Origin of the sequence: Phytohabitans kaempferiae, from assembly GCF_042433955.1 — a bacterium.
GTDB classification, from domain to species: Bacteria; Actinomycetota; Actinomycetes; order Mycobacteriales; family Micromonosporaceae; genus Phytohabitans; species Phytohabitans kaempferiae.
This window is the reverse complement of the sequence record NZ_JBHLUH010000039.1, coordinates 39,912-65,276: the sequence shown is the minus strand read 5'-3', so window position 1 is coordinate 65,276 and position 25,365 is coordinate 39,912. Positions and strand designations below refer to the sequence as shown.

Below are 25,365 nucleotides of genomic sequence, written 5' to 3'. Positions count from 1 at the left end.
CGAATGCTCCTAGGGCCGCGGTTCGAGATAGGCCGTGTAGATCTGTCCGTCATCCATCGCGCCCGCGTAGGCGCGCACCTCGTCCACCTGACCGATCAGCGGGCTGTAGAACGTGTCCAGATACTTCATCTGTCCGATCCGGAACTGCCCCGGCGCGTGCCAGCCGATGGTGACGCTCGCCGTCGCGGCGACGGCCCCGTTGACGTACAAGCGCATCTGGTTGAGGCTGCGGTCGTGCACCAGTGCCAGGTGGGTCCAGACTCCCGTGGCGGCGGTGCCCGGTGCGGCGACGATCGTGTGGGTCGGCGCCTCGGTCGCGTCCGTGGGGAGGAATGTCGCCGCCCACTGGCCACTGCGAGTGCCGAGTGTGAAGCCCGCGCTGTGCGCGCCATCCTGGCTCAGCAGAGCCCGGTTGCCCGAAGCGTTGTCGAGCTTGACCCACCCCATCACCGTGTAGCTGCTGTCGGTGCGGAACATGCCCACCGTCGCCGTCACCGACGAGGTGCCGTCGAAGCGCAGTCCGTGGTCGCCGGCCGTGCCCGTCTTGCCCTGCGTCCAGGTGACACCGGAAGCGGGCAGCGTCAGGTAGCGGTCCCGGCCCGACCAGTCCGCGGACGTGGTCCCGCTTCCCTCGTCCATCCGGTACCCGCCGACCGGCGCCGCCGCCGGGATCTTGAAGAAGTACGAGCGGACCGGCCCCCGGTTGCCCGCCCGGTCCACGCTGCGCGCGTGCAACACCTGCGGCCCGAACGTCCTGGGCGTCAGGGTGAGCGTCACCGGGCCGCTCAGCGACGCCGGGGCACCGGCGGACGTGAACACGGTCGTGTTGAACGCGTACTCATAGCTGGCGACGTCGGTGTCCACATTGGCGTCGATCGTCACCGTCCCCGCGACTCCGACACCGGTCTCCGCCCAGGCGTTTTCCGGGAATTGGGCCGACGATACGACCGGCGTCGCCCGGGGAGCCGTGGCGTCCACGGTGAACTCGCACGCGGCGCTGTACCCGCTCCAGCTGATCGAGTCCGAGGCACGCGCGCGCCAGGTGTAGGTGCCCTCGGCCAACGCGGGCGCCTGCGCCGAGAAATCGCCCGCGCCGGCGTAGGCGGTGGTGATGGTGCCGAGCGGCGTCGCGGCACCGACGAGCCCGTACTCGAACTGCGCCCGCACGTTCTGCACGGCGGAGTCGGCGTCGGCCAGGCGAGCCCAGAAGATCGGAGCGTCGTTGGGTATGAACGGCCGGGCCGAGCCACGTACGCACGCCGTCGCCGGCGAGGTGGTGCGCAAGTTGGCCGGCACCGCAGGCACGGTGTTGTAGTCGACGGTCAACACCGGATAGGAGGCGTCGTTGTCGTACTGGCGCCATCCGTCACGGTCGCTCTCGTTGGCCGAGCGCAGCCCGAGCGTCAGCGTGGTCGCGCCCTCGGCGGCCGCCGCGGTCACCGCCGCGGTCGCGGTCCACTCGTTGCGGTCCCATCCGGGGCAGCTGCTGGAGTGGCCGTGCACCATCGTGTTGGTGGACAGTGTCGACAGCCAGCTCGGGCCGGGCCACACGGTCGACGCCGAGATGGCGCCGGTGCGTCCCAACTGGACTCCCGGCCCGTACGAGGTGGCGTTGCAGTTGTGGTTGGGCGAGTGGATCTGCTTGTGCGCGAAGATCGCGCTGCGAATCACCTTGCCCACCAACGGGCTCGTGTCGAACCGGTAGAACGCCCGCGACACCTTGGCCTGCCCGCTCCAGCCGTCGTATCCCACGCGCGCGTGCTCGGTGGCGTGGTTGGGGAACTCCTGCCCGTTCGACCAGACCATGGTCCAATATGCACGGTTTCGCGACAGCGGTGGATCGATGACGACCGGATACACGGTCGCGGGGTCGTCCAGCATCGCCCGGTCCGGTGCCACCGTCAACACACCGTCCGACATCGACAGTGACACCTCCGCGGACCGGGCGGTCGCGGGCCGCTCGGTGAGCACCGCGGCCTGCTCGGTCCGGCTGCCGTCCAGCGTGGCGCCGGTCGAGTCCCACATCAGGGGACGGGCTCCGGAGAACGCGACCTCGCCGGCGCCGTCGCGCACCGCGAGCGCGCCATCCTCCACCGAGGGCACCAGCCCTCGCCCCGACAACGCGAACCGCAGCGCGCCGAGCGCGGGATGCCGGGACGCCGCACGAGTGCGTACGACCAGGAACTGTCCATAGCCCTCGGCCTCCGCCCGCATCACCAGGTCCACGCCGGGCAGGACGTCGACGTAGACGGCGCTCTCGCCACGCAACACGGGAGCCGGCAGCGGTCCCGGCCAGTGCAGCCCGAACCAGTCGGCTCCGTGCGTCATGCGCACCAGCGGCTCGCTCCCGCCACCAGAGAAGCGCATGTCGACGACGGCCGCGGCCGGGCCGACCGTGCCGTCGAGATGCCGGACGAGTGTGGCGTCGACCGGCCGCCACGCACCGCCGCGTTTCACGCGCTGCGGGCCGACCGACAGCTCCGCGCGCAGCATGCCATCCGGCTGCGCCACCACTCGCCGCTGCTCGGTTGTCAGCTCAGCGACCTCGACCGCGCGGCCGGACTGCCGCGCCAGAGTGAGCGCCGCCAGCTCCGGTGACAGCGCGGTACCCGTCGCCGTCGCGACGGGTACCGCATCATGGGCTGGCACCGCGAGCACCGCGGTCAATAGCAACACGCTCGCGAGCGAGTGCCATAACGTCTTGCCGGACATGACATGGAGGCTAGGAGCCGGACATACAGGCGCCGTACAACGCCCGCACGGCGAGCTAGCCGCCGCAGCGACCGTCGAAGACGTCGGCCTTTCCGTCACCGTTGAAGTCGTCGGACACGTGCAGGCTGGTGACCGGGCACCCGCTCTGCGCCATCGCGATCCAGCTCGACTGCGCCGCCGACGAGTAGTACCACCGGCCGCCGCTGCTCTGGAAGACGTCCGTCCTGCCGTCGCCGTTGAAGTCTCCGAACCGCAGCGAGACCAGGCCGGTGCTGGAGTTGTTCACCTCTTGCCACTTCGACGCGCCGCCCCACGAGATCAGCCAGCGCCCGTCGACGACGGTGAACACGTCGGTCTTGCCGTCGCCGTTGAAGTCTCCGAACCGCAACGACCCGATGGGCATCTCGGCGCGCTCGAGCGCACGCCAGCTCGACGTGCCTCCCGAGGAGTAGTACCACTGGAGGCCGTCGGTGCGGAACACGTCGGTCTTGCCGTCACCGTCGAAGTCACCAAACCGCAGGTCAGCGAGGGGAACATTGGACGTCGCCAGGTCCTGCCACCCCCCGACCGCGCCCGAGGAGTACTGCCACTGACCGGCGGCGGAGGTGAACACGTCGGTCTTGCCGTCACCGTTGAAGTCACCAAACCGCAGCCCGCTGATCGTCTGGTTCGACGTGGCGGCACCGACCCACTTGCCGGTGGCGCCCGGCGAGTAGTACCACCGATATCCGGTGGCTCGGAAGGCGTCGGTGCGCCCATCGCCGTTGAAGTCACCGAAGCCCAGCTCGGAAACGTCATAGGTGTACGGCGCGACCGCTGTCCAGCTTCCGGTGCCGCCCGAGGAGAGCTGCCAGGCCACGCGCCGGCCGGTCTGATGGCAGTTTCCGGTTGTCGTGCCGTAGGTGTTGGCGCCCACGTGGAAGTTGCCCGAGAAGTGCACCTGCCGCGTGGCCGTGCTGGCGCCGCCGTGGGCGAAGCAGTTGCCCGAGATCCAGGCCCCGATCGACGGCCGCCCGCGGACCGCCACACCCGCGTAGGAGGCGCTGCGGAAGCTGTTGTGCTTGATGTGCATCACCGCGCCGGCCCAGGGCTGCCCGTTGTGCTGCGTCTCGTTTTCGCCGTGCATGTCGAAGGCGTGCGAGCCCGCGTATGCCGACGTCACGTTGAACCGCGCCTCGTACCGCTGTGTGCGGATGCCACTGCCCGCGATGTCGTGCCGGTTCTGGGTGAAGGTGTTGTTTTCGATGAGCGCGCTCGCGTCGGCGTAGAGCACGACACCGTAACCGAGGCCGGTGCGCCGGTTGTGGTGCATGTAGTTGTTGTAGACCCGGCCTTCGATGGTGTTGCCCAGGTACACGGCGGCGTGCGACCAGCCCCACATCTCGTTGCGGTCCACGAGCAGGTCCGACGCGCCCACAGCCTCGATGCCGCGCGAGTTGTCGTATTGGTAGGCGGTGTCACGGATCTCGGTGTCGGGGCCGCGCAGCCGCAACCCGGTGACGCGCACGCCGGCGCCGGTCACCAGAAACTGCGCCCACGTCTCGCCACCGTCGCCGAGTTGCAGCTCGGTGTTGTACAGCAGGCCACCTGCCGCGCCACTTTGCCCTCGGTTGCTGGCCAGTGTCACGCCGGCCGGGATCGGGATCCGCTTGAGACCGGTGAGATTGATGGACGCCGCACCGTCGACGAACACGGTGTCGCCCGCGGTCGCGGCGGCGAGCGCGGCGACCAGTTCAGCCCGTGTGCGCACCACCGTCGTGTCGGCGGCGGCTGGGTCCACCGGCACGCTGGAAGCCTCGGCCGAGACCGGGCTCAGGTAAGGCACGTCGTCCGCACTGGCTTGCCCGCCAGCGGCACCGACCGTTGCCAGGACGACTGCGACAATCGCTAAAGGAATCCCACGTCTGACCACGGCAGGGAGACTATCGACGCGGGCCACGAGCGTCCATGGACGGTAGATGTCGATGTATCCGGAATATATGGACCGTCGTTCACGTGCCGTTGCCCGGCCCTCCCGCTCCCCGTGCTCCGCTACCAGAGAGGGGGCACGGTCATGATGCCGCCAGAAGGCGCCGGATCCCTCGGTCGATCTGACGATCGGTCCAGTCGTTCGCCGGCACGAAAGCGCACTGACCGCGTAACGCCGACCTCCGCGCCGATGGACACGGTCAGCGCGATAGAGCGCTCGAACTCTCGGTGCCGCGGGCGAGGTCGGAGGGTCGTGGACCGCGGCGGGTGAGGCCGCGGGAGCAGCGGACTGAACCGCGGCGGACAGCGCGGTAGCCCAGGTCTGTCTCTTGAGCCGGATCGTATGTCGTCGAGCGCCCTGGGCGGTCAGGTGACGACGAGTCGCGGTCAGCCCCGGGCGACGCCCGAGCGGGGTTGCCCGACCCTCGGGCGACGGCAACCATGCGTGGACATGATCACAACTAAGGGAGACATCAGTGTTACGTGCTTAATATCCGTTCATGCCATCTAGCGAGTTTCCGCTCGCCGCCGACTTCCCGGCCGCCACGGTCGAGCAGTGGCGACGGCTGGCGCTCGGTGTGCTGCGCAAGACCGGCGCGGCGGGCGAAGACGCCACCGCCGAGGCCGTCGAGGAGCTGCTGACCACGACGAGCCACGACGGCGTCCGGTCCGCGCCCCTGTACACCCGCAGGAACGGCCAACCGGTGGCGGGCCTGCCTGGCCTGTTCCCGTTCACCCGGGGTGGGCGTGCGGCCGGTGCGGTGGCCACCGGCTGGGATGTACGGCAGCGGCACGCCGATCCCGGCCCGAAGATCACGAACGAGGCGATCCACGCCGACCTGGAGAACGGCATCACGTCGGTCTGGCTGGCGTTCGGCGAGGACGCGCTCGCCGTCGAGGCGTTGCCGGACGTTCTCGACGGTGTCTACCTCGACCTGGCCGGGGTGGTGCTGGATGCCGGCGGCAGCGCACTGGAGGCCGCGGACGCGTGGTTCGCCGTCGCGGACGCCAGCGGCGCCGACCGGGCCGAGATCCGCGGCAACCTGGGCCTGGACCCCCTGGGCCTGCGCGCCCGGACCGGCCGGGAAGGGCTGGTGCCGCTGCCGGCGGTCGCGGCGCTGGCCCAGCGGTGCGCGGCGGGATACCCCCGCTTGCGGGCGCTCACGGTGGACGCCACCGTCTACCACGACGCGGGCGGCGGCGACGCTCAGGAGCTGGGCTGCGCGGCGGCCGCCGGCGTGGCCTACCTGCGGGCGCTGACGGACGCCGGGCTGGACGTCGCGACCGCCTTCGGGCAGCTGGAGTTCCGGTACGCGGCGACGGCCGACCAGTTCGCCACGATCGCGAAGCTGCGCGCGGCCCGCCGGATCTGGTCCCGGGTCGCGCAGCTCTGCGGTGTGCCCGAGGCGGGCGCGCAGCGGCAGCACGCGGTCACCTCGGCGGCGATGATGACCATCCGGGACCCGTGGGTCAACATGCTCCGCACGACCCTGGCGTGTTTCGCGGCGGGGGTCGGTGGCGCCGACGCGGTGACGGTGCGGCCGTTCGACGAGCGGCTGGGGCTGCCGGACGGCTTCTCCCGTCGGATCGCCCGCAACACGCACTCGCTGCTGCTGGAGGAGGCGCACGTGGGCCGGGTCGTCGACCCGGCCGGCGGCTCCTGGTACCTGGAGCGGCTGACCGAGGACACCGCCCGGGCGGCCTGGGACTGGTTCACCGAGATCGAGCGGGCCGGCGGGATGGCCGCGGCGCTCGGCAGCGGCCTGGTCGCCGACCGGCTCGCCGAGACCTGGCAGCGGCGCGCCGAGGGCATCGCCCACCGGCGCGATCCGATCACCGGCGTCAGCGAGTTCCCCCAGCTGGACGAGCGCCTCCCTCGGGAGCCCGCCACGGCGGCCACGGCCCCTTCGGCAGGTGGGCTGCCGCGGCACCACTACGCGGAGGCGTTCGAGCGGCTGCGGGAGCGCAGCGACGCCCACGCCGCCGCGACCGGCGCCCGGCCGACCGTGTTCCTGGCGACCCTGGGACCGCCCTCGGCGCACACGGCCCGGGCCAGCTTCGCCGCCAATCTCTTCGCCGCCGGCGGCATCGCCGCCGTGACCGGCGACGGCCAGACCGCCGAGGCGTTCAGGGCCAGCGGTACGGCGGTCGCCTGCCTCTGCTCGTCCGACCGCGTGTACGGGGACGCCGCCGAGGCGGCCGCGTCCTCGCTGGCCGCCGCCGGTGCCCGCCGGATCTGGCTCGCCGGCCGTCCGGGCGGGTACGAGGCGGTGGACAGCTACCTGTACAGCGGATGCGACGCCGTCGAGGTGCTGGAGACCACGCTGCGCGACCTGGAGGTGCCGTGATGATCCCGGACTTCTCGTCGGCCGTGCTCGGCGGGGCGACCGCCGGCACCGACGTGGCCGGCTGGCGCGCCGCGGTGCGGGCCGAGACCGGCATGGACCCCGAGGAGCTCACCTGGCAGACGCCGGAGGGGATCGCCGTCCCGCCCCTGTACACCGCGAGCGACCTGGCCCAGCTCGACGTCCTGGACACCTATCCGGGCATCGCGCCGTTCCTGCGCGGCCCCTACCCGACGATGTACACGACCCAGCCGTGGACCATCCGGCAGTACGCCGGCTTTTCCACCGCCGAGGAGTCGAACGCGTTCTACCGGCGCAACCTCGCCGCCGGACAGAAGGGCCTGTCGATCGCGTTCGACCTGCCCACACACCGGGGGTACGACTCGGACCATCCGCGCGTGGCCGGCGACGTGGGCATGGCGGGCGTGGCCATCGACTCCATCTACGACATGCGACAGCTTTTCGACGGCATCCCGCTGGACCGGATGAGCGTGTCGATGACCATGAACGGTGCGGTGCTGCCGGTGCTGGCGCTCTACATCGTCGCCGCCGAGGAGCAGGGGGTGGCGCCGGAGCAACTCTCCGGGACCATCCAGAACGACATCCTCAAGGAGTTCATGGTCCGCAACACGTACATCTACCCGCCGCAGCCCTCGATGCGGATCATCTCCGACATCTTCGCGTTCACCTCGCAGCGGATGCCGCGCTTCAACTCGATCTCCATCTCCGGCTACCACATCCAGGAGGCGGGGGCGACCGCCGACCTCGAGCTGGCCTACACGCTCGCCGACGGTGTGGAGTACCTGCGCGCCGGGCGGGACGCCGGGCTCGACATCGACTCCTTCGCGCCGCGGCTGTCGTTCTTCTGGGCCATCGGGATGAACTTCTTCATGGAGGTCGCCAAGCTCCGCGCGGCGCGGCTGCTGTGGGCCCGGCTGGTCAGCGGCTTCGGGGCGACGAACCCGAAGTCGTTGAGCCTGCGGGCGCACAGCCAGACCTCCGGCTGGTCCCTGACCGCGCAGGACGTGTTCAACAACGTGGTACGCACCTGCGTCGAGGCGATGGCCGCGACTCAGGGCCACACGCAGTCGCTGCACACCAACGCGCTGGACGAGGCGCTCGCGCTGCCCACCGACTTCTCCGCGCGGATCGCCCGCAACACGCAGCTCGTACTCCAGCAGGAGTCCGGCACCACCCGCGTGATCGACCCGTGGGGCGGCAGCGCCTACGTCGAGCGGCTCACCCATGACCTGGCTGCGCGCGCGTGGGAGCACATCAGCGAGGTGGAGGCCGCCGGCGGGATGGCGCGGGCGATCGACGAGGGCATCCCCAAGCTGCGCGTGGAGGAGGCCGCCGCCCGTACGCAGGCGCGGATCGACTCCGGCCGGCAACCGGTGGTCGGCGTGAACAAGTACCGGCCCGAGGCCGACCAGCCGATCGACGTACTCAAGGTCGACAACGAGGCGGTCCGGCAGCAGCAGGTGGAGAAGCTGCGCCGCCTGCGCGCCGACCGCGACGAGCCGGCGTGCGCGGCCGCCCTCGACGCGCTCACCCGCGCCGCCGGCGCCGCCCTGGACGGCTCGCGCGGGCCGGGCCTGGAGCAGAACCTGCTCGCGATGGCGATCGACGCGGCGCGGGCGAAGGCGACCGTCGGCGAGATCTCCGACGCGCTGGAGAAGGTGTACGGGCGGCACGCGGCCCGGATCCGTACGATCACCGGCGTGTACCGCGACGAGGCCGGCCCGGGCACCAACATCGACAAGGTGCGCGAGGCGGCCGCCGCTTTCGCCGCCGCCGAAGGGCGCCAGCCACGCATCCTGGTCGCCAAGATGGGGCAGGACGGCCACGACCGCGGCCAGAAGGTGATCGCCACCGCCTTCGCCGACCTCGGCTTCGACGTCGACGTGGGGCCGCTTTTCCAGACCCCTGGCGAGGTGGCCCAGCAGGCGGTCGAGGCGGATGTGCACATCGTCGGTGTCTCCAGCCTCGCCGCCGGGCATCTGACCCTCGTTCCCGCGCTGCGGGACGAGCTGGCCGCGCTCGGCCGCGACGACATCATGATCATTGTCGGCGGCGTCATCCCGCCGCAGGACCACGACGCCCTCCGCGCCGCCGGTGCGGCGGCCATCTTCCCGCCCGGCACCGTGATCGCGGACGCGGCGCTCGACCTGCTGGCCCAGCTGTCCGCCCGGCTCGGTCACCCGGCCGCATGAGCGGGCGCGGCGCGCTTGGAGCCGCATGCCCGCCGGCGGCGAGGCGAGGACGGGCATGAGCGGCGGTCGCCCCGTCGACATCGAGGAGTACGCCGCCGGGGTGCGGTCGGGTTCGCGCGCCTGGATCGGGCGGGCGATCACGCTGGTGGAGTCGACCCGCCCCGACCACCGGGCGCTGGCCCAGCAACTGCTGGTCAGGCTCGGCCCCGCGGCGACGCGCACCCGGCGGATCGGGGTGACCGGCGTACCCGGCGTGGGCAAGTCCACCTTCATCGACGCGCTCGGCAGCCGCCTCACCGCCGCCGGCCACCGGGTCGCGGTCCTGGCCGTCGACCCCTCCTCCACGCGCACCGGCGGCAGCATCCTGGGCGACAAGACCCGGATGTCACGCCTCGCCGCTGACCCGCGGGCGTTCGTACGCCCGTCGCCGACCGCCGGCACGCTCGGTGGCGTCGCCGCCGCGACCCGCGAGGCCGTCGTGGTCGTCGAAGCGGCCGGCTACGACACCGTGATCGTGGAGACGGTCGGCGTCGGCCAGTCCGAGACGACGGTCGCGGACATGGTCGACACCTTCCTGCTGCTCGCGTTGGCCCGCACCGGCGACCAACTGCAGGGCATCAAGAAGGGCGTGCTCGAGATCGCCGACGTGATCGCGGTGAACAAGGCCGACGGTCCCCACGCCACCGACGCCCGCCGGGCCGCCCGCGAGCTGAGCGGTGCCCTGCGGCTGCTGCGCGGCCCCGATGGCGCCTGGCAGCCACCGGTCGTCACCTGCAGCGCGCTGGACGGGACCGGGCTGGACGACGTGTGGCGGCAACTGGTGCGCCACCACGACACCCTCGCCGCCTCGGGCGATCTGGACCGTCGCCGCCGCCGCCAGCAGCTCGACTGGATCTGGGCCACCGTACGCCGAAACCTCCTCGACCGCCTGCGCACCGACCCCACCGTCATCGCGTTGACGCCCCGGATCGAGCGCGAGGTGCTCGACGGTGCCATCACACCGGCGGTGGCCGCGGACCGGATCCTCGCCGCCTTCACCGAGGACGGCACCGGACCCGACCGCGCCCGATAGCGGAGCGCACCGCCCGGACCGCCTGCCGCACCGCTCAAGCCCTGTCGGGGGCTTGCACGAGGCGCTGGCGTACGGCTAAGTTATGCACCCTAACTAAGGGAAGGCTAACCTATGCGCAAGGGCGGCCGGGCGGCCACCTTCACCGTCGAGGATGTGGTCCGGACCGGCAAGCACATCGGGCGGACTTCTTCGTGCTGATCGTCACCGCGACCGCCGCCGGTCTGGTCGCCCAGTTTCCGCCCGGCCGGGCGCTGGCCGCTACCCGCAGGGACGCCTGATGGCCAGGGGCTACGGCGGCGCCGTGATGAAGGTGTTCGGCGCCCAGGAGCACACCATCACCGTCACTGCCGTCCACGACGTCACACCGCACTACCGGCGCATCACGTTCGCCGCACCGACCTTCTTCGACGGCAAGACCATCGACCCGGCCAACTTCGTACGCCTGTGGGCGCCCGACCCCGACGGATCCGGACGCGAGCACCAGCGCGGCTACACCCTGGTCGAGCCGGACCCCGACACCGGCAGTTTCACGCTGGAGTTCCTGCTGCACGAGCCAGCCGGCCCGGCCAGCGCCTGGGCGCGCGAGGCGGAGCCGGGCGACACCATCGCGATGTCCTGGTGGGCTTCGCCGCACTTCGTCACCCCTGATCCGGCGCCCGACGGCTACCTGCTCGTCGGCGACGCCGCGTCCATCCCGGGCATCAACGCGATCCTCGCCACCATTCCGGACACCACCCCGGTCCAGGTACTGCTGGAGCAGTTCCACGACGACGACCGGGACATCCCGCTCGCCGCGCACCCGGGTCGCACCGTGATCTGGCAGCCCGCCGGCGGCGACCCGGCCACGCTGGCCCGCGCGATCGGCGAGCGGGACTGGTCGAACTGGTTCGCCTGGGTCACCGGCGAGACCGCGAGCGTCAAGCACGTCCGGGCGAGGCTGAGGGAACTCGGCTTCCCCAAGCCCGACGTGCACGGCCGGGCGTACTGGAGCAAGGGCAAGGCCATGGGCAAGGACCGGGAGCGGCCAGCCGCACCGGCCGAGGCGGCCGAGGTGGCTGAGGTGGCGACCTCGCCTCCGGCCACGGCTGGCCGGTGGCGCTCGCGTGCCGGAGCGCGACTGCTCGCCCCGCTGAAGTCACGGCTGATCCTGGCCGGCGTGTTCCAGGCGGTGGTGACACTGCTGCGGCTGGCTCCCTACCTGGTGCTGGTCGAGCTGTGCCGCCGGCTGCTGGCCGACGACGACGGCCTGGCCGGGCTGGGCGTGCTCGCACTGGTCTTGATGGGCGCCGGCACGACGCTGGCCGGGCTGCTGGTCGTGGCCATGCACGTGGTCGACGCCCGGTTCGGACACCAGATCCGCACCGCGGTCGTCGACAAGCTGTCCCGCCTGCCCCTGGGCTGGTTCGGCGAGCACAGCTCGGGACGGGTCAAGAAGGCCGTCCAGGATGACGCCACCGACCTGCACTACCTGGTCACCCATGCCGTCCTCGACGTGGTCGCCGCGCTGGCGGCCCCGCTGGCGGTACTGGTCTACCTGGCCACGGTCTCCGGCTGGCTCACCGCCATCCTGATCGTTCCGCTGATCGTGTTCCTCCTGCTGACCGCCCGCATGGTGCAGGGGTCGGCGTCCGAGCTGGCCCGGTTCACGACCTGGGAGACCCGGGTCGGCGCCGAGGCCGTGGCGTACCTGGACGGGCTCACCGTCGCCCGGGCCTACGACGCGGGCCCGGCTGGCGGGTTCCGCGCCAACCTGGCCGAACGCGCCCGCTTCCTGGACGCCTGGCAGCGGCCGCTGTCCAGCCGCAAGACCGTCCTCGACCTGATGACCCGACCGCTGTCGTCGCTGCTGCTGATCCTCACCGCGGGCGGGCTGCTGGTCGGCGCTGGTGCGCTCGAGCCGGTCGACCTGGTGCCGTTCCTGCTGCTCGGGGCGACATTCGGCAGCCAACTGCTGGCCGCCGCGTACGGGATGGGCTCGGTCCGCGAGGCGCGCGCCGCCGCCCAGCGGATCGGCCTGCTGCTCGACGAACCGGAACTGTCGCGGCCCGAGCGGCCCGCGGAGCTGGCCGGGGACCGGCACGTGGTCCGCTTCGACGGCGTCGGGTTCAGCTACGACGGGCGGCACAGCGTCCTGGAGGACGTCGACCTGCGGCTGGCGCCCGGCACGGTCACCGCGCTGGTCGGTCCGAGCGGCGCGGGCAAGTCGACCCTCGCCGCGCTGCTGGCCCGGTTTCACGATCCGTCGCGGGGCCGCATCACGATCGACGGCGTCGATTTGCGCGACGTGTCCCCCACCGACCTCTACCGCCGGGTCGGGTTCGTGTTCCAGGACGTCATGCTCGTGCGCGGCACCGTACACGACAACATCGCCCTGGCCCGCCCGGACGCCACGCGCGAGCAGGTCGAGCGGGCCGCCCGTGCCGCGGGCATCCACGACCGGATCACGCGGCTGCCGTCCGGGTACGACACGCACGGCGCCCGCCTGTCCGGGGGCGAGGCCCAGCGGCTGACCATCGCGCGTACCCTGCTGGCCGACCCGGGCATCCTCGTGCTCGACGAGGCGACCGCCTACGCCGACCCCGAGTCCGAACACCACGTGCAGCAGGCGCTCAGCCGCCTGGCCGCCGGCCGCACCGTCCTCGTCATCGCCCACCGCCTGCACACCGTCACCGGCGCCGACAACATCGTCGTCCTCGACGGCGGTCGCGTCGTGCAGCAGGGCACACACCACGACCTGCTCGCCACGCCAGGTCTCTACCGCGAGCTGTGGCAGGCCGCCAGCCACGAGAGGGTGACCGCATGATCAGCTTGATCGACCGCCGCGCGCTCGCCCGCTACCTCGGCCTGCTGACGGCCAGCGCCGTGATTCGCGCCGCGGCGTTGCTCAGCCTGTTTCCGCTGCTGTCGGCGATCTTCGGCGATGGTGGGACGCTCACCTGGACCGCGGTCTTCGCGGTGCTCGTCGCGGTCGGCTGGCTGGTCGACCACCGGGTCGCCGGTGCCGGCTTCTCGATCGGTTTCGAGCTGCTCAACGTCCTGGAAGGACGCCTGCTCGACCGGTTGCAGCGGATCCCGCTGGGCTGGCTGACCACCGACCGGCGGGCCGAGGCGCGCCGGGCACTGACCTCCGCCGGGCGGGAGCTGTGCTCCTCGATCGCGTGGCTGGTCACCCCGGCGATCAACGCGCTGCTCACGCCGGCACTGATCGGGCTGGGGCTGCTGCTGATCGCCCCGCGACTGGGCCTGGTCGCACTCGCCGCGGTACCGCTGCTGCTGGGCACGCTGTGGGCCGGCATGCGCTGCGTCCGCGCTTCGGACGCCTCGTATGCCGCGGCGTCCCAGGAGGCCGCCGAACGCGTCATCGAGCTGGCCCAGGCACAGGCGGCGCTGCGCGCGGCCGGGCGGGCCGGCACCGACGGTACCGCCGTGGGCCGGGCCCTGGCCGGGCAGCGGGCGGCGGTGCTGCGCCTGGTCGGCTGGGGCGTGCCGGGGCAGATCCTGTTCGGCCTCACCGCACAGGTCGCGCTGCTGGCGCTCGCCGTGGCCGCGGTGCTGGCGGACGTGACCGGCGCCCAGGCGGTGGCGCTGGTCGTCGTGGCGGTGCGGTTCGTCGAGCCGTTCACCACGCTCGCCGAGCTGTCCCCGGCACTGCAAAACCTGCGCGGCACCGTCGGTCGCGTCCGCGAGCTGCTGGCCGCGCCGGTGCTCGCCGGCAACGGCGCCGCCCCGGACCTCGCCGAGCCCGCCATCGAGCTGCGCGACGTGCGGTTCGGCTACGAGTCCGGCCGCACCACCGTCGACGGGGTGTCGTTCACGGTGCGCCGCGGCACCACCACGGCGATCGTGGGCCCGTCCGGGGCGGGCAAGAGCACGCTGCTGGCGCTCATCGCCCGCTTTCACGAGACCGACTCCGGCAGTGTCCGGGTCCTCGGCCACGACGTGCGCGACTACGACCCGGCCGACCTGATGCGGCAGCTGGGCATCGTCTTCCAGAACGTGTACCTCTTCGAGGCGAGCCTGCGCGACAACGTCCGCCTCGGTGCCCCGCACGCCGCAGACGAGCAGGTCGAAGCGGCCGCGGCGGCGGCGCAGCTCGACGAGGTCGTCGGCCGGCTGCCCGACGGCTGGGACACCCGGGTCGGCGAGCGCGGCGCGACCCTGTCCGGCGGGGAACGGCAGCGGGTCAGCATCGCCCGCGCGCTGCTCAAGCAGGCCCCGATCCTGCTGCTGGACGAGGCCACCGCCGCGCTGGACAACGCCAACGAGCGTGCCGTCGTGCGGGCTCTGGAGGCGGGCGGCCACGAGCGGGCGACACTGATCGTCGCGCACCGGCTCTCCACCATCGCCCGCGCCGACCAGATCCTCTTCCTCGACGGCGGGAAGGTCACCGAGGCGGGCACGCTGGACGAGCTGCTGGCCGCGGGCGGCGGGTTCGCCGCGTACTGGCGACAGCGCGAGCAGGCCGCCGGCTGGACGCTGACCGGCGCCTCCTGACCACAATGGACAATCGACGCCGGCGCGGCGGGCACGGTCGTGCGCTACCGCTCGGTGGTACGCCGGCGCAGCCGCTGCACGATGGCGCGATCGGCGGCCTCGGTCGCGGTGGTCTCGTCGGGTGCGGTGACCTCGCGGACCTCGGCCGACGGCAGCGTGAGGACCATGGTGAGGCCGCCGCCGGGCGTGGTGTCCGGCGTCAGCGTGCCGCTCATCGCCTCGGCCAGCCCTCGCGACAGGGCCAGGCCCAGGCCGACGCCGTTGTGGTTGTCCCGGTCACCGAGCCGTTGGAACGGCTGGAACATGTGCTCGCGTGCGTCTTCGGGGATGCCCGGGCCGTGGTCCGTCACGCGTAGCCGCACCGCGCCGTCCTGTTCGCGGGCGGCCACCTCCGGGGGTCGGTCGGGCGGGCTGAAGCGCAGGGCGTTGCCGATGAGGTTGACCAGCACGCGTTCGAGCAGCGCGGGGTCGGCTTGCACCGCCGGCAGCTCGGGCGGGATGTGCACCCGTACGGCGCGGGCGTGCGGGCCGAGCTCGTCCAACGCCCGCGGCACCGCGTCCTCGAGCCCGATCTCGGCCAGGGCCACGCCGATGACGCCCGCCTGGAGCCTGCTCATGTCGAGCAGGTTCGCCACGAGCCGCGCGAGCTTGTCCAGGGACTCGTCGGCGGTGGCGAGCAGCTCGTCGCGGTCGTCGTCGGAGAAGGCCACGTCGTGACCGCGCAGGCTCGTCACCGCGGCCTTGGCGGAGGCGAGCGGGGTACGCAGGTCGTGGCTGACCGCGGCGAGCAGCGCGGTGCGCATCCTGTCCGCCTCGGCGAGAGGGCGGGCGGCGGCGGCCTCCTGGGCGAGGCGTCCCTGCCGCAGGGCGAGGGCGGCCTGGGCGGCGAACGCCTCGACGATCCGCCGGTCGGCCGCCGGCAGCGGATGCCCCCTCAGCACGAGGGCCAGTTCGTCGTCGATCGGGACGTCGGTGGCCCCCTCACCGGGCGCGGCGCAGGGTCTGCCGCCGACGGTGGCCGCGATGCGCCAGGACGGGTCGTGCGGCCGGTCGGGGCTGGGCGGTGCGTCGGGGCGGCGTTCGAGCAGGGTCACCGACTCCAGGCCGAAGGTCTCGCGGAGCCGTTCGAGGAGGGCGGGCAGGGGCCGGTCGCCGCGCAGCACGCTGCCGGCGACGGTGGCGAGGGTGGAGGCGTCGGCGCTGGCCTGGGCGGCTTCCCGGGTACGGCGGGCGGCGACGTCCACCACCGCGCTGACCGCCACGGCGATGATCAGGAAGATGAGCAGGGAGAGCAGGTGTTCGCCCTCGGCGATGGTGAACCGCTGGGTCGGTGGCGTGAAGTAGTAGTCGAGCAGCAGCGACCCGGCGACGGCGGTGAGCACGGCCGGCCAGAGGCCGCCGACCAGGGCCACGAGGATGACCCAGACGAGGTAGAAGAGGATGTCGCTGGCCAGGGCGAGGTCGCCGCGCACCGTGCCCAGCACGACCGTGAGCAGTGGCAGGCCGATCACCGCGAGGGCGAAGCCGGCGATCCGGCGTGACCGGGGCAGCACAGCCTGGCCGGTGAGCAGGGGCCGGCGGCGGCCCTGGCCGATCTCTTCGTGGGTGACCAGGTGCACGTCGATCGTGCCGGACCGGGCGGTGGTGGTCACGCCGATGCCGGCCGAGAAGATCTGCGCCAGCCGGCCCCGGCGGCTGGCGCCGAGCACCAGCTGGGTCGCGTTGACCCCGCGGGCGAAGTCCAGGAGGGCCTTCGGCACGTCACTGCCGATGACCTGGTGGTAGGTGCCGCCGAGGCTCTCCACCAGCAGCCGTTGACGCGCCAGCAGAGCGGGGTCGGCGCCGGCCAGCCCGTCGGAGCGGGACACGTGTACCGCGAGCAGCTCGGAACCCTTGCCGCGGGAGGCGACCCGGGCGGCACGGCGGATGAGCGTGTCCCCCTCGGGGCCGCCGGTGAGCGCCACGACCACGCGCTCGCGGGTCTCCCAGGTGCCACCGATCCGGTGCTCGGCCCGGTACCGGTCCAGCTGCTCGTCGACCTTGTCGGCCAGCCACAGCAGGGCCAGCTCGCGCAGCGCGGTGAGGTTGCCGACCCGGAAGTAGTTGCCCAACGCCGCGTCGACCTTGTCGGGCTCGTAGATGTTGCCGTGCGCCATCCGCCGGCGCAGCGCCTCCGGCGTCATGTCGACCAGCTCGACCTGTTCGGCGCGGCGGGCGACCTCGTCGGGCACGGTCTCGTGCTGCACCACGCCGGTGATCTGCCGCACCACGTCGTTGAGCGACTCCAGATGCTGGATGTTGACCGTGGACAGCACGGTGACGCCCGCGTCGAGCAGCTCCTGGATGTCCTGCCACCGCTTGGCGTTGCGCGAGCCGGGGACGTTGGTGTGCGCCAGCTCGTCGACGATCGCCACCTCGGGACGGCGGGCCAGGATCGCGTCCACGTCCATCTCCTCGAAGGTGGCGCCGCGGTAGGCGACCTGCCTGCGCGGCACCACCTCGAGGTCGCCGATCATCTGCGCGGTGTGCCTGCGGCCGTGGGTCTCCACGAACCCGACCACCACGTCGGTGCCGCGTTCCCTGCGGCGGTGGGCCTCCTCCAGCATCGTGAAGGTCTTGCCCACCCCTGGGGCGGCGCCGAGGTAGATCCGCAACTGGCCACGTGCCATGGTCCGATCTTCCGCTACTGCCGGGGAAACTCACGGTCGAGGGCGAGGTTGAGCGCCAGGACGTTGACGCCGGGTTGGCCCATGAAGCCCAGTGTGCGCCCGGCCGTGTGCTCGCCGATCAGCTTCCGCACGGCGCCGATGTCGGTGCCGCGTTCCCGGGCCACGCGAGGTGCCTGGAGCTCGGCGTACTCCGGACTGATGTGCGGGTCGAGGCCGCTGCCGCTGGCGGTGACCGCGTCGGCCGGCACGGCGGGTTTCTCCGGGGCGTCCCCCCGGATCGGCACGATGACGCCGCCTTCGGCCCGGTAGTCCACGCCGACCTGGGCGCTTCGCACCGGTACCCCCTGATAGGAGGCGACGAACGGGGTGCCGGTCTGGTTGACGCTGACCACGCGGGTGATCGGGCCGGTGAGGCCGTCGCGGTGGAAGACGGCCAGGACCGCGCCGACGCCGTCGGGCGTGCAGTACGGCCGGCCGCCGTCGACCCCCTCCAGCTCGCCGACGGCCAGGCTCCGCGCGCAGACGTCGGTCAGCAAGCTGGTGCGGTCGGCCGTGTCGACCACATCCTCCGGGCCGAGATTGCTGGCCGCGGTAGAGGTGGGGTCGTAGCCGTCGCCGGCAGCCGAGGGACGGGACTGGAAGTACGCCGGGATGGGGTCGCCGGCGGCGTCGGTGAACGCCTGCCCGATGATCTCGCTGCCGACGGTCCGGCCGGCGGCGTCTTCGACCAGCGAGCCCTTGGCGTTGTCGCGCAGCCCGGGCACCTGGGCCACGGCGACCATGGCGAACGGATAGGCGAGTCCCAGCAGGACGGTGAAGACCAGCAGCGCGCGCAGCGCGGCCAGGTGCTGGGAGAGCCAGGCGGGTAGGCGCATCACGAGATCCCTGGGATGAACTGGACGAGAAGGTCGATGAGCTTGATGCCGGCGAACGGCACGAGCACGCCGCCGAGGCCGTAGATCCACAGGTTGCGGGTCAGCAGCTTCGAGGCGCTGGATGGCCGGTACCGCACGCCGCGCAGGGCGAGCGGGATCAACGCGATGATCACGAGGGCGTTGAAGACGACCGCGGACAGGATCGCCGAGGTCGGCGACGCCAGCCGCATCACGTTCAGCGCGTCGAGCGAGGGGTACACGGCCGCGAACATCGCCGGGATGACGGCGAAGTACTTGGCGATGTCGTTGGCGATGGAAAACGTCGTCAGCGCGCCGCGGGTGATCAGCAACTGCTTGCCGATCTCCACGATCTCGATCAGCTTGGTCGGGTCGGAGTCGAGGTCGACCATGTTGCCGGCCTCCTTGGCGGCCGACGTACCGGTGTTCATGGCCACGCCGACGTCAGCCTGGGCCAGCGCGGGCGCGTCGTTCGTGCCGTCACCGGTCATCGCGACCAGCCGGCCGCCCTCCTGCTCCCGCTTGATCAGAGCCATCTTGTCCTCGGGCTTGGCCTCGGCGAGAAAGTCGTCCACGCCGGCCTCGTCCGCGATCGCCTTGGCGGTAATCGGGTTGTCACCGGTGATCATCACGGTGCGGATGCCCATCCGGCGCATCTCGTCGAACCGCTCACGCATGCCGAGCTTGACCACGTCCTTGAGGTGGATCACGCCGAGGGCGCGTGCGGTCGTCCCGCTGGGATCGGTGACGCACTCGGCCACCACCAGCGGCGTGCCGCCGGTCGCGGCGATCCCGTCGACCGCCGGACCGACGTCGTCGGTGGGGTGGCCGCCGTTGTCCCGTACCCACTTCATCACCGCCGCCGCGGCGCCCTTGCGGATCCGGCGGACCCGGCCGTCCTCGGTCAGGTCCACACCGGACATCCGGGTCTGCGCGGTGAACGGCACGAAGTGCGCGCCCGGCATGAACCCTTCGTCCCGAGCGCGCAGCCCGTAGCCGGTCTTGGCCAGCACCACGATCGACCGGCCCTCCGGGGTCTCGTCGGCCAGGCTGGACAGCTGCGCCGCGTCCGCGACCCGCTCGGCGGTGACACCTGCCACGGGCAGGAACTCCGCCGCCTGCCGGTTGCCCAGCGTGATCGTGCCGGTCTTGTCCAGCAGCAGCGTGTTGACGTCGCCGGCGGCCTCGACCGCGCGGCCCGACATCGCGAGCACGTTGCGCTGTACGAGGCGGTCCATGCCGGCGATGCCGATCGCCGACAGCAGCGCCCCGATCGTGGTCGGGATCAGGCACACCAGCAGCGAGGCGAGCACGATGCCGGTGACACCGCCGGCGTCGATCGCCTGCGTGTCCGGGGCCGCGGCCTGGAACCCCTTGGCGACGATCGCCATCGGTTGCAGTGTCACCACGGAGAGCAGGAAGACGATCGTCAACGCGGCGAGCAGGATGTTGAGGGCGATCTCGTTCGGCGTCTTCTGCCGGTTGGCGCCCTCGACCAACGCGATCATCCGGTCGAGGAAGCTCTCCCCCGGCTTCTGCGTGATCCGCACGACGATCCGGTCCGAAAGCACCTTGGTGCCGCCGGTCACGGCGCTGCGGTCGCCCCCGGACTCGCGGATCACCGGCGCCGACTCGCCGGTGATCGCCGACTCGTCCACCGACGCGATCCCCTCGACCACGTCGCCGTCGCCCGGGATGATCTGCCCGGCTTCCACCACGACGACATCGCCCTGCCGGAGCTGGGGGGCGGTGACCCGCTCCTCCCGGTAGCCGTCCGGGCCGGCGCCCTCGCTCCAGCCGACCAGCCGGCGGGCCGTGGCGTCCTGCTTGGCCCGGCGCAGGCTGGCCGCCTGGGCTTTGCCCCGCCCTTCGGCGACCGCCTCGGCCAGGTTGGCGAAGACCACGGTCAGCCACAGCCACACCGTGATCAGCCAGCCGAACACCGACGGGTCGGCGATCGCCAGCACGGTGGTGAACACCGCGCCGACCTCGACGATGAGCATGACCGGGTTGCGCCACAGCGTGCGCGGGTCGAGCTTGCGCAGCGCGTCGGGGGTGGAGCGCCACAGTTGTCCGGGGTCGAGCAGGCCACCACCGACCGGCTTGGCCCGCGGGGCCGGCGCCGGTGCCCGCGTCTCGGTCGTCACTGACGTGACAGTCATCTTTTTTCCTTCGCTGGCGGCTACAGGCCCTCGGCCAGCGGGCCGAGGGCGAGGGCGGGCAGGAACGTGAGCGCGACGAGGACGACCGTCACCCCGGCCACCATGCCGACGAACAGCGGCCGGTGGGTCGGCAGCGTCCCGGTCGACTCCGGTACCGGTTGCTGGCCGGCCAGCGAGCCGGCCAGGCCGAGCACGAGCACGATCGGGAGGAACCGGCCCAGCAGCATCGCCAGGCCGAGTGCGGTGTTCCACCAGGCGGTGTTGACGGTGATACCGGCGAACGCCGAGCCGTTGTTGTTGGACGCCGAGGTGAACGCGTAGAGCACCTCGGAGAACCCGTGCGGGCCCACGTTGAGCGCCGTCCCATGGTTGCTGGTCGCCATCGCCGCCGCCGTCCCGATCAGGATGAGCGCCGGGGTGACGAGGAAGTAGAGCGAGGCGAACTTGATCTCCCGGGCGCCGATCTTCTTGCCCAGGTACTCGGGCGTGCGGCCGACCATCAGCCCGGCCACGAACACGGTGATCACCGCCAGGATGAGGATGCCGTACAGGCCGGCGCCCACACCGCCGGGCGCGACCTCGCCGAGCATCATGTTGACCATCGGCATCATGCCGCCCAGCGCGGTGTACGAGTCGTGGAACGAGTTGACCGCCCCGGTCGAGGTGAGCGTGGTCGCCGCGGCGAAGGTCGCGGAGTTGGAGACGCCGAACCGCACGTCCTTGCCCTCCATCGCGGCGGAGACCGCCTGCGGCACGGTGCCGTCGCCGGTCAGCTCGAACGCGTTGGTCAGCACGACGCTGGTCAGCGCCAGGCCCGCCATGACCGCGACGATCGCGTAGCCCTGCCGGTTCTGCCCGACCATCCGGCCGAAGACCCGGGGCATGCTGAACGGGATCACGAAGATCAGGAAGATCTGGATCCAGTTGGTCCAGGCGGTCGGGTTCTCGAAGGGGTGCGCGGAGTTGGTGTTGTAGAAGCCGCCACCGTTCGTGCCCAGCTCCTTGATCGCCTCCTGGGAGGCGACCGGGCCACCGGTGATGTGCTGCGTCGCCCCGCCGAGCGTGGTCACATCGGTGCCGCCGGAGAGGTTCTGCACCGCCCCGCCGATGATCAGCGCGATCGTGGCGAGCACGCTGATCGGCAGCAGGATGCGGATCGTGATCCGGGTCAGGTCCACCCAGAAGTTGCCCAACCGGTCGGTCCGCTTCCGGGCGAGCCCGCGCACCAGGACGACCGCGACCGCGATGCCGACCGAGGCGGAGACGAAGTTCTGCACGGCCAGGCCGGCCATCTGCACCAGGTGGCCCATCGTGGACTCACCGGAGTACCACTGCCAGTTGGTGTTGGTCACGAACGACACCGCGGTGTTCCACGCGCCGTGGGTCATCACGCCGTCGAAGCCCAGCGACAGCGGCAGGTGACTCTGCGAGCGCAGGAACGCGTACAGGAACAGGAGCGAGACCGCGGAGAACGCCAGCACGCTACGGGCGTACACGCCCCAGGTCTGCTCGCCGTGCGGGTTGACCCCGACCACACGGTAGACGACCCGCTCGACGGCCGAGTGCTTCGTACCGGCGACGACCCGGTGCATGTAGTCGCCCAGGAAGCGGTATGCCACCGCGAGGGCGGCGATCAGGGAGAGGACGAAGACGAGGCCCATCAGAACCGTTCCGGGAAGAGCAGGGCCGCGACCAGGAAGATCGCCAGGCCGGCGGAAATGACCAGACCGATGAGGTTGACGGCGCTCACAGCCGCTCCACCGCCCGCACCACCAGGGCGAGGAGTGCGAACAGCCCCACCGTCAACAGCACCAGGGCTACGTCAGCCACTGGGATGCCTCCTTCAGAAAGCCTCGAAGCGGCCGGCGATCGACCGTGCTGGGCAATACAAGCGCCTGGTCGGACGCGTCGTAAGGGCTCTTGACGGGATGCATACGGCGCGACGTGCTTTCTTGACGCGCCCTTGACGCGGGCGGCGGTTTTCCGTCTCGTGCCGGGCCGCGTCAAGTGCTCGCCGATGCGTCCACTGTGGACGCGCTGCGTCCGCGGGCCGGCCCCGGTCGTCACGGCTGACGCGAGAAACCCGCTACCTCAAATCTTGCTCAAGTCACGTCTGGACGACCTGCCCGGTCCACGCGGACCGACGCGTAGCCTGAGCTGGTCAGAGGGAGTGCTGCATGGGCGGCACGGTGAGGTTCTCCCGGCGCGAGGCCGGCGGGCTGCTACTGGCGAGCCTGGTCGTGGCGGGCTGCGGAGACGGGAGTCCGGCGACGCGGCAGCTGCGCATCGCGACCGGCAGCCCAGGCGCGGTGTACTACGCGTACGGGCAGGCCATCGCCGAGCTGATCCGGTCCGACCTGCCCAACCTGGTGCCCGAGGTGCTGATCGGCTTCAAGCCGCAGCACCGGGCCCAGTCGCACGGCACGTACCGCTTCCTGTTCAACGCGATTTACCTGGGCGGTCAGGGTTAGACCTGGTCGACCACAGTGGCCGGCCGGCGTTTCCGCCGGCCGGCCATCGCCGTTCGCAGGGTTAGGTTTCGTCGACGCGGCTTGTTGTCTGTCGAGGGCTGGTGTTGCCTACCAGTGGGCGCGGACGCCGGTGGTCACCCGGCCACGAACGTCAGCCGGTATCGCCCGATGCGGATCTCGTCGCCCGGCACCAACGCGGCGGTCTTGACCCGCTCCCCGTTGACGTATGTCCCGTTGAGACTGTCCAGGTCGGAGACGGTGTATCCGACCCCCTGGCGGTGGAACTCGGCGTGCTTGCGAGACACCGTGGCACCGTCGAGAACGACGTCGCTGCCACCGTCGCGCCCGCAGCTGACCACGTCGCCATCGAGCACGAACGCCGCGCCAGCCCCGGGACCCTGACGGATCTGCAGGACGGCCGCACCGACCGGCGCATCCATGACGGGCGCTTCGGAGCCGCCCGTCACACTCGCCGGCTGGATCACCTCCATCTGCGTCGTCTCGTCCAGGTCGATCATCCGGTACGCGGAGGTCGGCGCCGGGTCAGCCAGACTCCACCGGCTGCCAGGGCTCGTCGCCGCTCCTTCCGCGGCGAGCACACCCTCGGCGCAGCGGATCGGCAGCCCGGCCTCACGGGCGAAAGACACGGCGTCCAGCAAAGCCGCGGGCACTCGCACACCTTCGCCCACGACCAGCACGACCCGGTCGGAGCCGGCCGAAGCCTCGCCGATCTCGACGTGACGGGCCGGCGCGCCCACCGCGTCCAGGAGGTCGCGCACCAGGCCGCCGCTGATCCCGGCGCCCGCCTGGTGCCCCGTCGCGGACGCGGCGGCGGTGAGCGTCAGATAGCGGTCACCCACCGGATCCTTCAACAGCACCTTCGCCGGCTCGCGCCAGGATCCCGCCCGTACCTCAACCACGCTCAGCTCTGGCATCCGCTTCCCAACTCGATCGATCCGACTGCATCGAGGGTAGGGCCGGTCGCGCGGAATGCCTACCCCGGCCCATCCGGCTACGTCCTCAATGCCGTCACCGCACCCGTGACCAGGAAATACGCGAAGCGCAGTGCCCGGGCGGTCGCCGAGGGGGCGATCACCGGATTCGGGACGTGGACATCTCCGGATTAGGATGCGGCGCGTGTCGACGGCAGCCGTCAGGGCGCCACCTCAGGATTCCCGTTTGACGGTGCGGATGGCGAGTAGCAGAAGAGCAACCAACCCGACGACGCCGGCCGCAACCAGCCCGCCCCCTAGCCAGGCCTGGCGCGCGCCCCACAAGCCCGGCTCGCGGTCCGGCCGCTCGGCGTCCGGCACGGTGGTCACGATCTGGTCGACGCGGTCCTGGATCTCGCGTTGCTCGGCGGTCGACAGCCCGTCGGCGCCGAGCGTTTCAGCCAGGGCCAGCACGTCCTCGTTGTCCGCGTCGGCGAAGCCGGGCAGGTCGTTTCTGGCGTATCCCCCGATGGCTCCCGCATACCCTGGTCGGCAGCTCAGCGGCTTTCCGGTGGTGACGTCGAGGTGCATCTGCCGCGCGCCGCCGCAGTCGTCGCCGGGGCGTTTGAACTGGACCACGTACACGCGGTCCGCCGCGCGCTGGTCCAGCAAACCAACGAGTGCGCTCACGCCACCGAACGCGACGAGGCCGACAGAAACGATGGCGACGAGGCAGGCCAGCAACAGGCGCATCAAACCTCCCCAAGTCCAACCAATCGTAGGCGACCACCGCGCCGGCGGTAGCCTCCGGTGGGTCTCGGAGCAACGATCACATAGTCGCCGGGCTTCGTGCGGCGGACGAGGCGAGAGACCTGATGGCGGCGGCGAACTCCGCGGCGGTCGGCGTCGCCTCCGGCGCGAGGAGCCACTGGAGCACCATGCCGTTGATGATCGCGAGGACGAGAGAACCGAGTTTGCGTCCGGCGTCGTCGACTTCGTCCGGCTCGACGCCGAGGAGCATCGCCGCGAAGTCGCGTCGTCCCTGCTCGTAGCTCTCGGCGAGCTGCTGCCGCACCTCAGGGACAAACTCTGCCTCGGCGAACGCCTGAACGCTCGCCACGAGCGTGGCCCGTCGCTCGACGGAGCCCGCGAGGAAGCCGGCGAGGAACCGCTCCAGGCGGTCGACCGGCTCTCCGGCGTGGGGTTCGGCCATGGCCCGCTCGATGGCGTCTCCCCATTCGCCGAACGAATCGAGGATCGCCGCGTTCAGGAGAGCTTCCTTGGAGCCGAAGTGATAGCCGATGGCGGCGAGGTTTGCCCCGGAGACCGCGACGATGTCACGGGCGGTCGTGCGCGAGTAGCCCTTCTCGGCGACACACTTCTTCGCTCCGGCGAGGAGATCCTGACGCTGGCCCATGCACGTCATCCTACCTC

At 71.6% G+C, this 25,365-nt stretch carries 16 protein-coding genes; 6 read left to right on the top strand and 10 right to left on the bottom strand.

Annotated elements, in window-relative coordinates; translation table 11 throughout:
* Window positions 1-9: 9 nt before the first annotated feature.
* Together ACFFIA_RS18920 and ACFFIA_RS18915 are read right to left on the bottom strand one after the other, a co-directional pair.
* Window positions 10-2,712, bottom strand: coding sequence for a LamG domain-containing protein (locus tag ACFFIA_RS18920; protein WP_377252794.1), 2,703 nt, complete (start codon window positions 2,710-2,712; stop codon window positions 10-12).
* Between the two features lie 55 nt (window positions 2,713-2,767).
* The gene (locus ACFFIA_RS18915) at window positions 2,768-4,498 is read right to left on the bottom strand and encodes an FG-GAP-like repeat-containing protein (RefSeq protein ID WP_377252793.1); all 1,731 of its coding nucleotides are present in this window, start codon (window positions 4,496-4,498) and stop codon (window positions 2,768-2,770) included.
* A gap of 682 nt (window positions 4,499-5,180) precedes the next feature.
* Here ACFFIA_RS18915 and ACFFIA_RS18910 point away from each other — a divergent pair.
* From ACFFIA_RS18910 to ACFFIA_RS18890, 5 genes are all read left to right on the top strand, one after another.
* Window positions 5,181-7,028, top strand: a complete 1,848-nt coding sequence (locus ACFFIA_RS18910; protein ID WP_377252792.1) for a methylmalonyl-CoA mutase family protein — start codon at window positions 5,181-5,183, stop codon at window positions 7,026-7,028.
* Complete coding sequence (scpA, locus tag ACFFIA_RS18905; RefSeq protein WP_446686974.1) at window positions 6,974-9,238, top strand: methylmalonyl-CoA mutase; 2,265 nt, start codon at window positions 6,974-6,976, stop codon at window positions 9,236-9,238. Before ACFFIA_RS18910 ends, scpA begins: the two co-directional genes overlap by 55 nt.
* 55 nt (window positions 9,239-9,293) lie before the next feature.
* Window positions 9,294-10,310: a methylmalonyl Co-A mutase-associated GTPase MeaB gene (gene meaB, locus ACFFIA_RS18900; protein WP_377252788.1), complete on the top strand. Its 1,017-nt coding sequence runs from the start codon at window positions 9,294-9,296 to the stop codon at window positions 10,308-10,310.
* Window positions 10,311-10,587: 277 nt separating this feature from the next.
* Window positions 10,588-13,113, top strand: coding sequence for an ABC transporter ATP-binding protein/permease (locus tag ACFFIA_RS18895; protein ID WP_377252786.1), 2,526 nt, complete (start codon window positions 10,588-10,590; stop codon window positions 13,111-13,113).
* Window positions 13,110-14,804: an ABC transporter ATP-binding protein gene (locus ACFFIA_RS18890; RefSeq protein ID WP_377252784.1), complete on the top strand. Its 1,695-nt coding sequence runs from the start codon at window positions 13,110-13,112 to the stop codon at window positions 14,802-14,804. The genes ACFFIA_RS18895 and ACFFIA_RS18890 overlap by 4 nt, the downstream gene beginning before the upstream one ends.
* 44 nt (window positions 14,805-14,848) lie before the next feature.
* On the opposite strand, the gene ACFFIA_RS18885 is transcribed toward ACFFIA_RS18890, so the two are convergent.
* From ACFFIA_RS18885 to kdpF, 5 genes are read right to left on the bottom strand one after another with little or no spacing between them, the layout of a single operon-like run.
* On the bottom strand, window positions 14,849-17,473 hold the full coding sequence (locus ACFFIA_RS18885; protein ID WP_377252782.1) for a sensor histidine kinase: 2,625 nt from the start codon (window positions 17,471-17,473) through the stop codon (window positions 14,849-14,851).
* A 14-nt stretch (window positions 17,474-17,487) separates the two neighbouring features.
* Window positions 17,488-18,348 (bottom strand): potassium-transporting ATPase subunit C, encoded by an 861-nt coding sequence (locus ACFFIA_RS18880; protein ID WP_377252780.1) that lies wholly within the window; start codon window positions 18,346-18,348, stop codon window positions 17,488-17,490.
* Window positions 18,348-20,528, bottom strand: a complete 2,181-nt coding sequence (kdpB, locus tag ACFFIA_RS18875) for a potassium-transporting ATPase subunit KdpB (RefSeq protein WP_377252777.1) — start codon at window positions 20,526-20,528, stop codon at window positions 18,348-18,350. The genes ACFFIA_RS18880 and kdpB overlap by 1 nt, the downstream gene beginning before the upstream one ends.
* A 20-nt stretch (window positions 20,529-20,548) precedes the next feature.
* Window positions 20,549-22,189 carry a potassium-transporting ATPase subunit KdpA gene (kdpA, locus tag ACFFIA_RS18870; RefSeq protein WP_377252775.1) on the bottom strand — a complete coding sequence of 547 codons (1,641 nt, stop codon included), beginning with the start codon at window positions 22,187-22,189 and terminating at the stop codon, window positions 20,549-20,551.
* A complete protein-coding gene (kdpF, locus tag ACFFIA_RS18865) occupies window positions 22,189-22,278 on the bottom strand; it encodes a K(+)-transporting ATPase subunit F (protein WP_377252773.1) in 90 nt (29 codons plus the stop codon). Before kdpF ends, kdpA begins: the two co-directional genes overlap by 1 nt.
* 427 nt (window positions 22,279-22,705) lie before the next feature.
* Here kdpF and ACFFIA_RS18860 point away from each other — a divergent pair, with 427 nt between their 5' ends.
* Window positions 22,706-22,999 (top strand): hypothetical protein, encoded by a 294-nt coding sequence (locus ACFFIA_RS18860; protein WP_377252771.1) that lies wholly within the window; start codon window positions 22,706-22,708, stop codon window positions 22,997-22,999.
* Window positions 23,000-23,133: 134 nt separating this feature from the next.
* On the opposite strand, the gene ACFFIA_RS18855 is transcribed toward ACFFIA_RS18860, so the two are convergent.
* The 3 genes from ACFFIA_RS18855 to ACFFIA_RS18845 all read right to left on the bottom strand — a co-directional run bounded on the left by ACFFIA_RS18855 (window position 23,134) and on the right by ACFFIA_RS18845 (window position 25,348).
* Window positions 23,134-23,934: an FHA domain-containing protein gene (locus ACFFIA_RS18855; protein ID WP_377252768.1), complete on the bottom strand. Its 801-nt coding sequence runs from the start codon at window positions 23,932-23,934 to the stop codon at window positions 23,134-23,136.
* Between the two features lie 231 nt (window positions 23,935-24,165).
* Window positions 24,166-24,684, bottom strand: a complete 519-nt coding sequence (locus tag ACFFIA_RS18850; protein ID WP_377252766.1) for a hypothetical protein — start codon at window positions 24,682-24,684, stop codon at window positions 24,166-24,168.
* 76 nt (window positions 24,685-24,760) lie between these two features.
* Window positions 24,761-25,348: a TetR/AcrR family transcriptional regulator gene (locus ACFFIA_RS18845; RefSeq protein ID WP_377252764.1), complete on the bottom strand. Its 588-nt coding sequence runs from the start codon at window positions 25,346-25,348 to the stop codon at window positions 24,761-24,763.
* Between the last annotated feature and the right edge of the window lie 17 nt (window positions 25,349-25,365).